The organism is Streptomyces canus (genome assembly GCF_001514145.1).
GTDB classification, from domain to species: Bacteria; Actinomycetota; Actinomycetes; order Streptomycetales; family Streptomycetaceae; genus Streptomyces; species Streptomyces canus.
The window spans coordinates 22,626-37,517 of the sequence record NZ_KQ948658.1 but is presented as its reverse complement, the minus strand read 5'-3'; the positions used below and the strand labels follow the sequence as shown (position 1 = coordinate 37,517).

The following is a 14,892-nucleotide window of genomic DNA, read 5'->3' as shown; positions in this document are numbered from 1 at the left end:
TGGTTGCGGGCGGCTTACAGACCCATGTCCTTGGCGATGATCGTCTTCATGATCTCGCTGGTGCCGCCGTAGATGCGGTTGACGCGGTTGTCCGCGTACAGGCGGGCGATCGGGTACTCGTTCATGAAGCCGTAGCCGCCGTGCAGCTGGAGGCAGCGGTCGATGACGCGGTGGGCGACCTCGGTGCAGAACAGCTTGGCGGAGGCGGCCTCGGCGGGGGTGAGCTCGCCGGCGTCGAGGGCCTCGAGGGCGCGGTCGGCGACGGCCTCGGCCGCGTCGACCTCGGCCTGGCAGGCGGCCAGCTCGAACTTGGTGTTCTGGAAGGACGCGACCGTCTTGCCGAAGACGGTGCGGTCCTGGACGTACTCCTTGGCGAACCGGACGGCGGCCTTGGCCTGCGCGTAGGCGCCGAAGGCGATGCCCCAGCGCTCGGAGGCGAGGTTGTGGCCGAGGTAGTAGAAGCCCTTGTTCTCCTCGCCGAGGAGGTCCTCGACGGGGACCTTGACGTCGACGAACGCGAGCTCGGCGGTGTCGGAGGTCTTCAGGCCGAGCTTGTCGAGCTTGCGGCCGATGGAGTAGCCCTCGGACTTGGTGTCCACGGCGAACAGGGAGATGCCGTGGCGGCGGTCCTCGGCGGTGGGCGCGGAGGTGCGGGCGCAGACGATCACGCGGTCGGCGTGGACGCCACCGGTGATGAAGGTCTTGGAGCCGTTGAGGACGTAGTGCGTGCCGTCCTCGGAGAGCTTGGCGGTGGTCTTCATGCCCGCGAGGTCGGAGCCGGTGCCCGGCTCGGTCATCGCGAGGGCCCACATCTCCTCGCCGGTGACGAACTTCGGCAGGAACCGCTTCTTCTGCTCGTCCGTCGCCAGCATCTTGATGTACGGCAGTCCGAGCAGGACGTGCACACCGGAGCCGCCGAACTGCACGCCCGCGCGCGCGGTCTCCTCGTACATCACGGCCTCGAACTTGTACGAGTCGATGCCGGCGCCGCCGAACTCCTCGTCCACGCGGATGCCGAAGATGCCGAGCTCGGCGAGCTTGTAGTAGAAGTCGCGCGGCGCCTGACCGGCCGCGAACCACTCGTCGTAGACCGGAACGACCTCGGCCTCGATGAAGGCCCGCAGGGTCTCCCGGAACGCCTCGTGGTCCTCGTTGAACACCGTACGGCGCACCGCCGCCACCTCCACCTGACTGAGAGTCCATGCCTAAGCGCTTGCTCAGAGGTTCAAAGGTACCGGCCGGTAAGGAGAGGCGTCCAGAGGTGATCCCGTAACGCTCGTCACGCCGCCGCGGCCGCGAACGCCCCCCTCGCCATGCGGTGCAGCAGTTCCGCGGTGGCGCCGCGACCCGGGAGCGAGCCGGGGCGGCCCAGGTGCGGGGTGGAGTTCAGGAGCCCGAAGACGGAGTGCACCGCCGAGCGGGCGGCGGGTTCGGCGAGGCCGGGGTAGACCCCGCGCAGGATCTCCACCCACAGCTCCACGTACTGCCGCTGCAGCTGCCGGACCAGCTTGCGGTCGCTGTCCCGCAGGCGGTCCAGCTCGCGGTCGTGCAGGGTGATCAGGGGGCGGTCGTCGAGCGCGAAGTCGATGTGCCCCTCGATGAGTGAGTCGAGTACCGCCTCGGTGGGCGTGCCGTCCGACTCCGCCAGCCGCCGCTTCGCCCCCGTCAGCAACTGCCCGCTGATCCCCACCAGCAGCTCCGCCAGCATCGCGTCCTTGCCCGCGAAGTGCCGGTAGAGGCCGGGCCCGCTGATGCCGACCGCCGCGCCTATCTCGTCCACGCCCACGCCGTGGAACCCACGCTCGGCGAACAGCCGCGCGGCCTCCCTGAGGATCTGCTCGCGGCGGGTGGGGGCGTCGGTTCTCATGGCCATGGAAGCAATTCTAGACAGGGAGGTTAGCGGTCGTTAACCTGAAGGAAATGGTTAACGCTCATTAACAGGCGATCACTGGGTGAGGGGACCGCGGGACATGGATCAGGCACCCGAGCTGACGAGCGCGGCGGACCCCGCGTCGGAGGCCTGGCAGGCCAACGAGGCGGGCCACCGGGCACTCGTGGACGAGCTGCGGGACAAGCTCGCCGCGGCCCGGCTGGGCGGTGGGGAGAGGGCGCGCGAGCGGCACACCGCGCGCGGGAAGCTGTTGCCCCGGGACCGGGTGGACGCCCTCCTCGACCCCGGCTCGCCCTTCTTGGAGCTCGCTCCCCTCGCCGCCGACGGGTTGTACGACGGACAGGCCCCGGCCGCCGGGGTCATCGCCGGGATCGGCAGGGTGAGCGGGCGGGAGTGCGTCGTCGTCGCCAATGACGCCACCGTCAAGGGCGGCACGTACTACCCGATGACGGTGAAGAAGCACCTGCGCGCGCAGGAGGTCGCCCTCGACAACCGCCTCCCCTGCATCTACCTCGTCGACTCCGGCGGCGCCTTCCTGCCCATGCAGGACGAGGTGTTCCCGGACCGCGAGCACTTCGGGCGGATCTTCTACAACCAGGCCAGGATGTCCGGCGCGGGCATCCCGCAGATCGCCGCCGTGCTCGGCTCGTGCACGGCCGGGGGCGCCTACGTCCCCGCCATGAGCGACGAGGCCGTCATCGTCCGGAACCAGGGCACGATCTTCCTCGGCGGCCCTCCCCTCGTGAAGGCCGCCACCGGCGAGGTCGTCACCGCGGAGGAGCTCGGCGGCGGCGAGGTGCACTCCCGGGTCTCCGGCGTCACCGACCACCTCGCCGAGGACGACGCCCATGCCCTGAGGATCGTGCGGAACATCGCGGCCACGCTCCCCGCGCGCGGGCCGCTGCCCTGGTCCGTCCGGCCCGCCGTGGAGCCCAAGGTCGACCCCTACGGCCTCTACGGCGCCGTCCCCACCGACTCCCGCACCCCCTACGACGTGCGCGAGATCGTCGCGCGCATCACCGACGGCTCCCGATTCGCCGAGTTCAAGGCCGAGTTCGGGCAGACCCTGGTCACCGGGTTCGCCCGGATCCACGGCCACCCGGTCGGGATCGTCGCCAACAACGGCATCCTGTTCTCCGAATCGGCCCAGAAGGGCGCCCACTTCATCGAGCTGTGCGACCAGCGCGGCATCCCGCTGCTGTTCCTGCAGAACATCTCCGGCTTCATGGTCGGCAAGGACTACGAGGCGGGCGGCATCGCCAAGCACGGCGCCAAGATGGTGACCGCGGTCGCCTGCACGCGCGTGCCCAAGCTGACCGTGGTCGTCGGCGGCTCGTACGGCGCCGGGAACTACTCCATGTGCGGCCGGGCCTACTCCCCCCGCTTCCTGTGGATGTGGCCCAACGCCAAGATCTCCGTCATGGGCGGCGAACAGGCCGCGTCCGTCCTCGCGACCGTCAAGCGGGACCAGCTGGACGCCCGCGGGGAGGACTGGGCCGCCGAGGACGAAGAGGCCTTCAAGGACCCGATCCGCGCCCAGTACGAACGCCAGGGCAACGCCTACTACGCCACCGCCCGCCTCTGGGACGACGGGGTCATCGACCCGCTCGACACCCGGCAGGTGCTCGGGCTGGCCCTGACCGCATGCGCCAACGCGCCGCTGGGCGATCCCCAGTTCGGCGTCTTCCGGATGTGAGGACCCATGTTTGACACAGTGCTTGTCGCCAACCGGGGCGAGATCGCGGTCCGGGTCATCCGCACCCTGCGCGCCATGGGCGTGCGCTCCGTGGCCGTCTTCTCCGACGCGGACGCGGACGCGCGGCACGTCCGGGAGGCGGACACAGCGGTACGACTGGGCCCGGCGCCGGCCTCGGAGAGCTATCTGTCCGTCGAGCGGCTTCTTGAGGCGGCCGCCCGCACCGGCGCCCGGGCGGTCCACCCCGGCTACGGCTTCCTCGCGGAGAACGCGGCCTTCGCGCGCGCGTGCGCCGACGCCGGGCTGGTCTTCATCGGGCCGACGGCGGACTCCATCGCGCTGATGGGCGACAAGATCCGCGCCAAGGAGACCGTGGAGGCGGCCGGGGTGCCCGTGGTGCCCGGCGGCCGCGACCCCGATCTCGCCGAGGCCGCGCGCGCGTTGGGCGCGCCCGTGCTGCTGAAGCCGAGTGCGGGCGGCGGCGGCAAGGGCATGCGGCTGGTCCGGGACCTGACGGTCCTCGAGGAGGAGATCGCCGCCGCCCGCCGCGAGGCCCGTGCCTCCTTCGGCGACGACACCCTGCTCGTGGAGCGGTGGGTCGACCGGCCCCGGCACATCGAGATCCAGGTGCTGGCGGACGGCCACGGGAACGTGATCCATCTCGGCGAGCGCGAGTGCTCCCTCCAGCGCCGGCACCAGAAGATCATCGAGGAGGCGCCCAGCGTCCTCCTCGACGAGGGCACGCGCGCGTCGATGGGCAAGGCCGCGGTCGAGGCCGCCCGCTCCTGCGGCTACCGGGGCGCGGGCACCGTGGAGTTCATCGTCCCGGGCGACGACCCGTCGTCGTACTACTTCATGGAGATGAACACCCGCCTCCAGGTGGAGCATCCGGTCACCGAGCTGATCACCGGCCTGGACCTGGTGGAGTGGCAGCTGCGGGTGGCGGCGGGCGAGCGACTTCCCTGCGGGCAGGAGGACATCACGCTCACCGGGCACGCGATCGAGGCCCGGATCTGCGCCGAGGTCCCGTCGAAGGGCTTCCTCCCCTCCGGCGGCACCGTTCTCCGCCTCCACGAGCCTCAGGGCGACGGCGTCCGCACCGACTCCGGGCTCAGCGAGGGCACGGAGGTCGGCAGCCTGTACGACCCGATGCTGTCCAAGGTCATCGCGTACGGCCCGGACCGCGCGACGGCGCTCAGGAAGCTCCGGGCGGCCCTCGCGCAGACGGTCACGCTGGGCGTGCAGACCAACGCGGGGTTCCTGCGGCGGCTGCTGGCCCATCCGGCGGTGGTCGCGGGCGAGTTGGACACCGGGCTCGTCGAGCGCGTGGTGGACGACCTGGTCTCCACGGACGTACCGGAGGAGGTGTACGAGGCGGCGGCCGCCGTACGGCTCGAAGCGCTCCGGCCGCGAGGCGACGGGTGGACCGACCCGTTCTCGGTGCCGAGCGGCTGGCGGATGGGGGGTCTCGGGAAGGCCGTCGGTTTCCCGCTGGGAGTGTCGGGACTCGAACCGGTCACTCACCACAGCCGGGGAACCCACACCGTCACCGACGACCAGGTCACCGTCACCCTCGACGGCGTCCGCCACACCTTCCACCGCGCCGGTGACTGGGTGGGCCGTGACGGTGACGCCTGGCAGGTGCGCGACCACGACCCGGTGGCCGCGTCCCTCACCCGCGGTGGTCACGCCGGCGCCGACTCCCTCACCGCCCCCATGCCCGGCACGGTGACCGTCGTGAAGGTGGCGGTCGGGGACGAGGTGGCCGCCGGTCAGAGTCTGCTCGTCGTCGAGGCCATGAAGATGGAGCACGTCATCTCCGCCCCACACGCCGGCACGGTCGCCGAGCTGGACGTCACGGCGGGCACGACCGTCGCCATGGACCAGGTGCTGGCCGTGATCGCACCGCACGAGGAGGTGGCGCAGTGACCTTGCCCATGACGGTTCCCGAGCCCGGCCTGCCGGCCCGCGTCCGTATCCACGAGGTCGGCGCCCGCGACGGCCTGCAGAACGAGAAGTCGACCGTGCCCACCGAGGTCAAGGCGGAGTTCGTGCGCCGCCTCGCCGACGCGGGTCTCACGACGATCGAGGCCACGAGCTTCGTGCACCCCAAGTGGGTGCCCCAACTCGCGGACGCGGAGCAGCTGTTCCCGCAGATCTCCGACCTGCGCGCGGACCTCCCGGTGCTCGTCCCGAACGAACGCGGCCTGGACCGCGCGCTGGCCCTCGGAGCCCGCCGGATCGCCGTGTTCGCCAGCGCCACCGAGTCCTTCGCCAAGGCCAACCTCAACCGCACGGTCGACGAGGCACTGGCGATGTTCGAACCGGTCGTCGGCCGCGCGAAGGCCGAGGGCGTGCACGTGCGCGGCTATCTGTCGATGTGCTTCGGCGACCCCTGGGAGGGCGCGGTCCCGGTCCCCCAGGTCGTCAAGGTCTGCCGCGCCCTGCTCGACATGGGCTGCGACGAGCTGAGCCTCGGCGACACCATCGGGGTGGCGACACCGGGCCATGTGCGCGCGCTGCTGACCGAACTCGACGTACCGGTCGAGAAGCTGGGCGTGCACTTCCACGACACCTACGGCCAGGCACTGGCCAACACCTACGCGGCCCTGCAACACGGGGTCACGACGGTCGACGCCTCCGCGGGCGGCCTCGGCGGCTGCCCGTACGCCAAGTCCGCCACCGGCAACCTCGCCACCGAAGACCTCGTGTGGATGCTGCAGGGCCTCGGCATCGACACCGGCGTCGACCTCGGCCGTCTCGTCGCCACCAGCGTGTGGATGGCCGAACACCTGGGCCGACCCAGCCCGTCCCGTACCGTCCGCGCCCTCTCCCACCAGGAGTGACCCACCGATGGACCACCGCCTCTCCCCCGAGCTGGAAGAACTCCGCCGCACGGTCGAGGAGTTCGCCCATGACGTAGTGGCGCCGAAGATCGGCGAGTACTACGAACACCACGAGTTCCCGTACGAGATCGTCCGCGAGATGGGCCGCATGGGCCTGTTCGGGCTGCCGTTCCCCGAGGAGTACGGCGGTATGGGCGGCGACTACCTGGCGCTGGGCCTCGTGCTGGAGGAACTCGCGCGTGTCGACTCGTCGGTGGCGATCACGCTGGAGGCCGGCGTCTCCCTGGGCGCCATGCCGCTGCACCTGTTCGGCACGGAGGAGCAGAAGCGCGAGTGGCTGCCCCGGCTGTGCTCGGGCGAGATCCTGGGCGCGTTCGGCCTCACGGAACCGGACGGCGGCAGCGACGCCGGGGCGACCCGTACGACGGCACGCCTGGACCCGGACACCGACGAATGGGTCATCAACGGCACCAAGTGCTTCATCACCAACTCCGGTACCGACATCACGGGCCTGGTCACCGTGACCGCCGTCACCGGTCGCAAGCCGGACGGCAAGCCGCTGATCTCCTCGATCATCGTCCCCTCCGGCACACCGGGTTTCACGGTCGCGGCGCCGTACTCGAAGGTCGGCTGGAACGCCTCCGACACCCGTGAGCTGTCCTTCTCGGACGTGAGGGTCCCGGCGGCGAACCTGCTGGGCGAACAGGGCCGCGGCTACGCCCAGTTCCTGCGCATCCTCGACGAGGGCCGGATCGCCATCGCGGCCCTCGCGACCGGACTCGCGCAGGGCTGTGTGGACGAGTCGGTGAAGTACGCGAAGGAGCGGGAGGCCTTCGGGCGGCCCATCGGCGCCAACCAGGCGATCCAGTTCAAGATCGCCGACATGGAGATGAAGGCTCACACGGCCCGGCTCGCCTGGCGGGACGCGGCCTCGCGCCTGGTCGCCGGCGAACCCTTCAAGAAGGAGGCGGCCCTCGCCAAGCTGTACTCCTCCACGATCGCCGTGGACAACGCCCGTGACGCCACGCAGATCCACGGCGGCTACGGCTTCATGAACGAGTACCCGGTCGCCCGCATGTGGCGCGACTCCAAGATCCTGGAGATCGGCGAGGGCACCAGCGAGGTCCAGCGGATGCTGATCGCACGGGAGTTGGGGCTGCCGGGTTAAACCGCAGACCACAGGGCACCCACAGCTTCGACGGGGCGTCACCCCCGTCCGCTGGACATCTAATGAGGTTAGGCTAACCTACATTCGAACTTGTCCGGCGGGCGCTTCGCCCCGTTCGAAAGCAGCCACACATGTCCAATGCACGAGCCGCCCATCTCACCCGCCGTGGCATCCTCGCCGCGGGCGGCGCACTCGGCCTCGGCGCCGTGCTCGCGGCCTGCGGTGACGACGACTCCAGCAGCGAGGGCTCGAGCAAGGAGACCACGGCCGCGAAGTCCGGACCCTGGACCTTCAAGGACGACCGCGGCACGACCGTGAAGCTCGACGAGGTCCCCACGAAGATCGTCGCCTTCGTCGGCGTCGCCGCCGCGCTCCACGACTACGGCATCGAGGTCAAGGGCGTCTTCGGCCCCACCAAGACCAAGGACGGCAAGGCCGATGTCCAGGCCGGCGACATGGACGTCAGCAAGCTGACGGTCTTCGGCAACGTCTGGGACCAGTTCAACGTCGAGCAGTACGCGGCCTTCGCGCCCGAGGTCCTCATCACCACGACCTTCGACAGCGCCGGCACCCTCTGGTACGTCCCGGCGGCCTCCGCGTCCAAGATCGCCAAGCTGGCGCCGAGCGTGGCCGTCTCCGTCTACGACCGTCAGATCACCACGCCGCTCCAGCGGGTGTGGGAGCTGGCCGAGTCACTCGGCGCCGACATGACGGCCACAAAGGTCACCGACGCGAAGAAGCGGTTCGAAGCGGCGTCGGAGCGGCTGCGCACGGCCGCCAAGGCCCACCCCGACATCAAGGTGCTCGCCGGTTCCGCGGCCCAGGACGTCTTCTACGTCTCCGGCACCAACCTGTCCATCGACCTCGAGTACTTCAAGGCGCTCGGCGTGAACTTCGTGGAGCCCCCGGCGTCCGTCCTCAAGGCATCCGGCGGCTGGTACGAGTCGCTGAGCTGGGAGAACGTCGACAAGTACGCGGCCGACATCATCATGATGGACGACCGTACGGCGACGATCCAGCCGGCCGACATCACCGAGGCGACCTGGAAGAAGCTGCCCGCGGTGAAGGCGGGGCAGGTCATCTCGCGTTCTCCGGAGCCGATTCCGTCGTACGACAAGTGCGTGGCGATGGTGGAGAACCTCGCGAAGGCGATCGAGACCGCGAAGAAGGTCAGCTGACACCGTACCCCTTCCTGAGCCCCGGGAGCCTCACATGACCACGGCCGTAGCCGCCCCGTTCCGTTTCTTCTCCCTCCAGGTCGTACGGACGAGGCGGCTCGGCCCGTCTCTCGTCCGGGTCAGCTTCACCGGAGAGGACCTCCGGTACTTCCTCTCCGACGGACGCGATCAGTCGCTGTCCCTCTTCCTCCCCGCCGAAGGCCGGACCGAGCCCGGCGTACCCGTCGAGCTGGGCGACGGATGGTGGCAGGCGTGGCGTGAACTCCCCGACGACGTACGGGCCGTGATGCGGTCGTACACGCTGCGCTCGCTCCGTCGGAACCCCGACGAGATCGACATCGACTTCGTGCTGCACGAGCCCGCCGGGCCCGCCTCCCGGTGGGCAGCGCGGGCCTGCGCCGGTGACAAGGTCCAGTTGCTCGGGCCCGCCGTCGCCGACAACCGGGCGATCCGGTTCCGGTCGCCGGACGACACCGATCTGGTGGTGCTGTGGGGCGACGAGACCGCACTGCCCGCCGTCTCCGCGATCCTCGAGTCGCTGCCCGCCGGACAGCGTGCCCGTGTCTGGCTGGAGGTGCGCGACGCGGGGGACATCCAGGACCTCGCGACCGAGGCGGACGCCGAGATCACCTGGCTCGTGGCCGACGGGACCGGCGCCCAGTGCTCCCCCATGGCCCTCGGCGCCCTCCGGGATGCCCGACTGCCGGACGCCGAGCGGCCGTACGTCTGGATCGCGGGCGAGTCCGGCTGCGTGAAGGAGCTGCGGCGGCACTTCGTGCGGGAGCGCGGGGTCGACCGGCGCCGGGTCACCTTCGTGGGGTACTGGCGGCAGGGGATGACCGAGGAGCAGCTGCGGGCGGCCGAGTAACTCCCGTCGAAGTGACACCAGTCACGGATGGGGCAGGCTTGAGCCTGCCTTAATTAGGTTAGGCTTACCTAAGTTGAAGCCGGGGTTCCGCCCCGCTCCTGCCCCGTCCCGCACGGATTTCCCCACCGGAGGGCCCCTACATGCGCTCGCACCTGCTCAATGACACGACCGCGGAGAGCTACCGCCGCTCCGTGACCGAAGGAATCGAGCGGGTGGCGGCCAAACTCGCCACCACCACAAGGCCGTTCACCGGAATCACCGTCGACGCTCTCACTCCCCGCATCGACGAGATCGACCTCGACAAGCCGCTGCTGGACACGGCAGCGGTGCTCGACGAGCTGGAGGACGTCTACCTCCGCGACGCGGTCTACTTCCACCACCCCCGCTACCTCGCCCACCTCAACTGCCCGGTCGTCATCCCGGCCGTGCTCGGCGAGGCCATCCTCTCGGCCGTCAACTCCTCCCTGGACACCTGGGACCAGTCGGCCGGCGGCACCCTCATCGAACGCAAGCTGATCGACTGGACGACCGCGCGCATCGGCCTCGGCGAGAACGCGGACGGTGTGTTCACCTCGGGCGGGACGCAGTCCAACCTGCAGGCGCTGCTGCTCGCCCGCGAGGAAGCCAAGACGGACACGGCAGCCGAACTGCGCATCTTCGCCTCCGAGGTCAGCCACTTCAGCGTGAAGAAGTCGGCCAAGCTCCTCGGACTCGGTCAGGACTCCGTGGTCTCCGTCCCCGTCGACCACGACAAGCGGATGCAGACCGTCGCCCTCGCCCGTGAGCTGGAGCGCTGCCGTCGCGACGGCCTGGTCCCGATGGCCGTCGTCGCCACCGCGGGCACCACCGACTTCGGTTCCATCGACCCGCTGCCCGAGATCGCCGAGCTGTGCGAGCAGTACGGCGCCTGGATGCATGTGGACGCGGCCTACGGCTGCGGGCTGCTCGCCTCCGTCAAGTACCGGGACCGCATCGACGGCATCGAGCGCGCCGACTCGGTCACCGTGGACTACCACAAGTCCTTCTTCCAGCCGGTGAGTTCGTCCGCCGTGCTGGTACGGGACTCCTCCACGCTGCGGCACGCCACCTACCACGCGGAGTACCTCAACCCGCGCCGCATGGTGCAGGAACGTATCCCCAACCAGGTGGACAAGTCCCTCCAGACCACCCGCCGCTTCGACGCGCTCAAGCTGTGGATGACCCTGCGCGTGATGGGCGCCGACGGCATCGGGCAGCTCTTCGACGAGGTCTGCGACCTGGCCGTCGAGGGCTGGAAACTGCTCGCCGCCGACCCCCGCTTCGACGTCGTGGTCGAGCCCTCGCTCTCCACGCTCGTCTTCCGCTACATCCCCACCGCCGTCACCGACCCGGCCGAGATCGACCGCGCCAACCTGTACGCCCGCAAGGCCCTGTTCGCCTCCGGCGACGCGGTGGTCGCGGGCACCAAGGTGAGCGGCCGCCACTACCTGAAGTTCACCCTGCTCAACCCCGAGACGACGGTCGACGACATGGCCGCCGTACTCGACCTGATCGCCGGCCACGCCGAGCAGTACCTGGGAGAGTCCCTTGACCGCGCGTCCTGAAACCGACTCCAAGACCTACGACTTCGTGGGCATCGGGCTCGGGCCCTTCAACCTCGGCCTGGCCTGTCTGACCGAGCCCATCGACGAGCTCGACGGGATCTTCCTGGACTCGAAGCCCGACTTCGAGTGGCACGCCGGCATGTTCCTGGACGGCGCCCACCTCCAGACCCCGTTCATGTCGGACCTGGTCACCCTCGCCGACCCGACCTCGCCGTACTCCTTCCTCAACTACCTGAAGGAGAAAGGCCGGCTGTACTCGTTCTACATCCGCGAGAACTTCTATCCGCTGCGGGTGGAGTACGACGACTACTGCCGCTGGGCCGCGAACAAGCTGAGCAACGTCCGCTTCAGCACGACGGTGACGGACGTCCGGTACGAGGACGGGCTGTACGTCGTGACGACCGGGGCCGGTGACACCTACCGTGCCCGGCGCCTGGTCCTCGGCACCGGCACCTCCCCGCACTACCCGGAGGCGGTCCGCGGCCTGGGCGGCGACTTCTTCCACAACTCCCGCTATGTGCAGAACAGGTCGGAGCTCCAGAAGAAGGAGTCGATCACGATCGTCGGCTCCGGTCAGTCCGCCGCCGAGATCTACCACGACCTCCTCGGCGAGATCGACGTCCACGGCTACCGGCTGAACTGGGTGACCCGCTCCCCCCGGTTCTTCCCTCTCGAATACACCAAGCTCACGCTGGAGATGACCTCCCCGGAGTACATCGACTACTACCGCGAGCTCCCCGAGGCCACCCGCTACCGGCTCACCGCCGAGCAGAAGGGCCTGTTCAAGGGCATCGACGGCGACCTGATCAACGAGATCTTCGACCTGCTCTACCAGAAGAACCTCGGCGGCCCGGTCCCCACCCGCCTGCTCACCAACTCCTCGCTGAACGGGGCGCGTCACGAGAACGGCACGTACACCCTGTCCTTCCGCCAGGAGGAGCAGCAGAAGGACTTCGAGCTCGAGTCGCAGGGCCTGGTCCTGGCCACCGGCTACAAGTACGCCGAGCCTGAGTTCCTGAGCCCCGTCAGGGACCGCCTGGTCTACGACTCCCAGGGCAACTTCGACGTGTCCCGCACCTACGCGATCGACGTGACGGGCAGAGGCGTCTTCCTCCAGAACGCCGGCGTCCACACCCACAGCATCACCAGCCCCGACCTGGGCATGGGTGCCTACCGCAACAGCTGCATCATCCGTGAGCTGCTCGGCACCGAGTACTACCCGGTCGAGAAGTCGATCGCCTTCCAGGAGTTCTCCGTATGACCTTCACGTTCCGCCCGCTCGACCCCCTGAAGGACGCCGAGCTCCTGCACTCCTGGGTCACCCACCCCAAGGCGGCCTACTGGATGATGCAGGACGCCACGCTGGTCGACGTCGAGCGCGCCTACATGGACATCGCCGCCGACGAGCACCACCACGCGCTGCTCGGCCTCGACGAGGACGGCGTCCCCGCCTTCCTGATGGAGAAGTACGACCCCGCCCACCGCGAACTCGTCGGCCTGTACGAGCCGCGGCCGGGCGATGTCGGCATGCACTTCCTCACCCCGGCGACCGACACCCCCGTCCGCGGCTTCACCCGGTCCGTCATCACCGCCGTGATGGCCCACCTCTTCGAGGACCCGGCCGTCGAGCGGGTCGTCGTCGAGCCGGACGTGTCCAACAAGGCCGTCCACGCCCTGAACGAAGCGGTCGGGTTCGTGCCCGAGCGAGAGATCCGGAAGCCGGAGAAAATGGCCCTGTTGAGCTTCTGCACACGGGATCAATTCCTTGAAATTCAGCACAGCTCGGCGGCGACGGAGGTGACCGCATGAGCCTCGCCGACGCCGTCGCCCATCTGTCCCCCGAGCGCTGGGAGACCGCCAACCGCCTGCTGGTCCGCAAGGGCCTCGCCGAGTTCGCGCACGAGCGGCTGATCGAGCCCGAGGAGACCGACAAGGACCAGTACGTCGTCCGCAGCGACGACGGCAAGACCCGCTACGACTTCACGGCCGTCCGCCGCGCCCTGGACCACTGGCAGATCGACGCCGACTCGATCACCCGCCACCGTGACGGTACCGAACTCCCCCTCGCCGCCCTGGACTTCTTCATCGAACTGAGGCAGACCCTGGGCCTGAGCGACGAGATCCTGCCGGTCTACCTGGAGGAGATCTCCTCCACCCTCTCGGGCACCTGCTACAAGCTCACCAAGCCCCAGGTAGCGGTCGCCGAACTCGCGAAGAGCTCCTTCCAGGACATCGAGACCGGCATGACCGAGGGCCACCCCTGCTTCGTCGCCAACAACGGCCGGCTCGGCTTCGGCATCCACGAGTACCTCTCGTACGCCCCCGAGACCGCGAGCCCGGTCCGACTGGTCTGGCTCGCCGCGCACCGCTCGCGCGCCGCGTTCACAGCGGGGGTCGGCATCGAGTACGAGTCCTTCGTGCGCCAGGAGCTGGGCGAGGAGACCGTCGAGCGCTTCTACGGCGTCCTGCGCGACAGGGACCTCGACCCGGCCGACTACCTCCTCCTACCGGTCCACCCCTGGCAGTGGTGGAACAAGCTCACCGTCACCTTCGCCGCCGAGGTCGCCCGCGGGCTGCTGGTCTGCCTGGGCGAGGGCGACGACGAGTACCTGGCCCAGCAGTCCATCCGGACCTTCTTCAACCGGTCGAACCCGGAGAAGCACTACGTGAAGACGGCCCTGTCCGTCCTCAACATGGGCTTCATGCGCGGACTGTCGGCCGCGTACATGGAGGCGACCCCGGCCATCAACGACTGGCTCGCCCAGCTGATCGAGGGCGACCCGGTGCTGAAGGCGACGGGCCTGACGATCATCCGCGAGCGCGCCGCCGTGGGCTACCGGCACCTGGAGTACGAGGCCGCCACCGACCGCTACTCGCCGTACCGCAAGATGCTCGCCGCGCTGTGGCGCGAGAGCCCGGTCCCGTCCCTCCAGGACGGCGAGTCGCTCGCCACGATGGCCTCGCTGGTCCACGTCGACCACGAGGGCCGGTCCTTCGCGGGCGCCCTCGTCGAGCGGTCGGGACTCACTCCGACCGACTGGCTGCGCCGCTACCTCCGCGCCTACTACACCCCGCTCCTGCACAGCTTCTACGCCTACGACCTGGTGTTCATGCCGCACGGCGAGAACGTCATCCTGGTCGTGAAGGACGGCGTGGTCGAGCGGGCGGTCTACAAGGACATCGCCGAGGAGATCGCCGTCATGGACCCGGAGGCGGTGCTGCCGCCGGCGGTCGAGCGGCTGCGCGTCGAGGTCCCCGACGACAAGAAGCTGCTGTCGATCTTCACGGACGTCTTCGACTGCTTCTTCCGCTTCCTCGCCGCGAACCTCGCCGCCGAGGGAATCCTGGAGGAGGAGGGCTTCTGGCGCACGGTCGCCGAGGTGACCCGCGACTACCAGCACTCGGTGCCCGAACTGGCCGACAAGTTCCGGCAGTACGACATGTTCGCGCCCGAGTTCGCCCTGTCCTGCCTCAACCGCCTGCAGCTGCGCAACAACAAGCAGATGGTGGACCTGGCGGACCCGTCCGGCGCGCTCCAGCTGGTCGGCACGCTGAACAACCCCATCGCGGGCCGGTAGGAGGCCCCGTCTGTTTCTGGCTGTTCTTGCGTCTCTTGAGCACACGGGCTGCACAGCATCGTCATAGTGAGTGCCACTACGGTC

12 protein-coding genes are annotated in these 14,892 nt (G+C 69.4%); 10 read left to right on the top strand and 2 right to left on the bottom strand.

The genetic code is table 11. The features are described 5' to 3' along the window. Positions 1 to 14 precede the first annotated feature (14 nt). Both AQJ46_RS09695 and AQJ46_RS09690 read right to left on the bottom strand, forming a co-directional pair. Positions 15 to 1,172, bottom strand: a complete 1,158-nt coding sequence (locus AQJ46_RS09695; RefSeq protein WP_059205808.1) for an acyl-CoA dehydrogenase family protein — start codon at positions 1,170 to 1,172, stop codon at positions 15 to 17. Positions 1,173 to 1,279: 107 nt separating this feature from the next. After that, complete coding sequence (locus AQJ46_RS09690) at positions 1,280 to 1,873, bottom strand: SACE_7040 family transcriptional regulator (protein WP_057609663.1); 594 nt, start codon at positions 1,871 to 1,873, stop codon at positions 1,280 to 1,282. Positions 1,874 to 1,970: 97 nt separating this feature from the next. On the opposite strand from AQJ46_RS09690, the gene AQJ46_RS09685 reads away from it, so the two are divergent. From AQJ46_RS09685 to AQJ46_RS09640, 10 genes are all read left to right on the top strand, one after another. Beyond that, entirely contained in the window at positions 1,971 to 3,587 is a 1,617-nt protein-coding gene (locus AQJ46_RS09685; RefSeq protein WP_059205180.1) for a carboxyl transferase domain-containing protein, read from the top strand. Positions 3,588 to 3,593: 6 nt separating this feature from the next. Further along, on the top strand, positions 3,594 to 5,516 hold the full coding sequence (locus AQJ46_RS09680; RefSeq protein WP_059205179.1) for an acetyl/propionyl/methylcrotonyl-CoA carboxylase subunit alpha: 1,923 nt from the start codon (positions 3,594 to 3,596) through the stop codon (positions 5,514 to 5,516). Further along, positions 5,513 to 6,433 carry a hydroxymethylglutaryl-CoA lyase gene (locus tag AQJ46_RS09675; protein ID WP_059205178.1) on the top strand — a complete coding sequence of 307 codons (921 nt, stop codon included), beginning with the start codon at positions 5,513 to 5,515 and terminating at the stop codon, positions 6,431 to 6,433. Before AQJ46_RS09680 ends, AQJ46_RS09675 begins: the two co-directional genes overlap by 4 nt. A gap of 7 nt (positions 6,434 to 6,440) precedes the next feature. After that, the gene (locus AQJ46_RS09670) at positions 6,441 to 7,601 is read left to right on the top strand and encodes an acyl-CoA dehydrogenase family protein (RefSeq protein WP_059205177.1); all 1,161 of its coding nucleotides are present in this window, start codon (positions 6,441 to 6,443) and stop codon (positions 7,599 to 7,601) included. 131 nt (positions 7,602 to 7,732) lie between these two features. Next, complete coding sequence (locus tag AQJ46_RS09665) at positions 7,733 to 8,779, top strand: ABC transporter substrate-binding protein (protein ID WP_059205176.1); 1,047 nt, start codon at positions 7,733 to 7,735, stop codon at positions 8,777 to 8,779. Between the two features lie 34 nt (positions 8,780 to 8,813). Beyond that, entirely contained in the window at positions 8,814 to 9,647 is an 834-nt protein-coding gene (locus AQJ46_RS09660; protein ID WP_059205175.1) for a siderophore-interacting protein, read from the top strand. A gap of 140 nt (positions 9,648 to 9,787) precedes the next feature. Then, entirely contained in the window at positions 9,788 to 11,230 is a 1,443-nt protein-coding gene (gene desA, locus AQJ46_RS09655; RefSeq protein WP_059205174.1) for a lysine decarboxylase DesA, read from the top strand. Next, positions 11,214 to 12,491, top strand: coding sequence for a lysine N(6)-hydroxylase/L-ornithine N(5)-oxygenase family protein (locus AQJ46_RS09650; protein WP_059205173.1), 1,278 nt, complete (start codon positions 11,214 to 11,216; stop codon positions 12,489 to 12,491). The genes desA and AQJ46_RS09650 overlap by 17 nt, the downstream gene beginning before the upstream one ends. Beyond that, positions 12,488 to 13,039, top strand: coding sequence for a GNAT family N-acetyltransferase (locus AQJ46_RS09645; RefSeq protein ID WP_059205172.1), 552 nt, complete (start codon positions 12,488 to 12,490; stop codon positions 13,037 to 13,039). Before AQJ46_RS09650 ends, AQJ46_RS09645 begins: the two co-directional genes overlap by 4 nt. After that, on the top strand, positions 13,036 to 14,808 hold the full coding sequence (locus AQJ46_RS09640) for an IucA/IucC family protein (RefSeq protein WP_059205171.1): 1,773 nt from the start codon (positions 13,036 to 13,038) through the stop codon (positions 14,806 to 14,808). The genes AQJ46_RS09645 and AQJ46_RS09640 overlap by 4 nt, the downstream gene beginning before the upstream one ends. Positions 14,809 to 14,892: the final 84 nt, after the last annotated feature.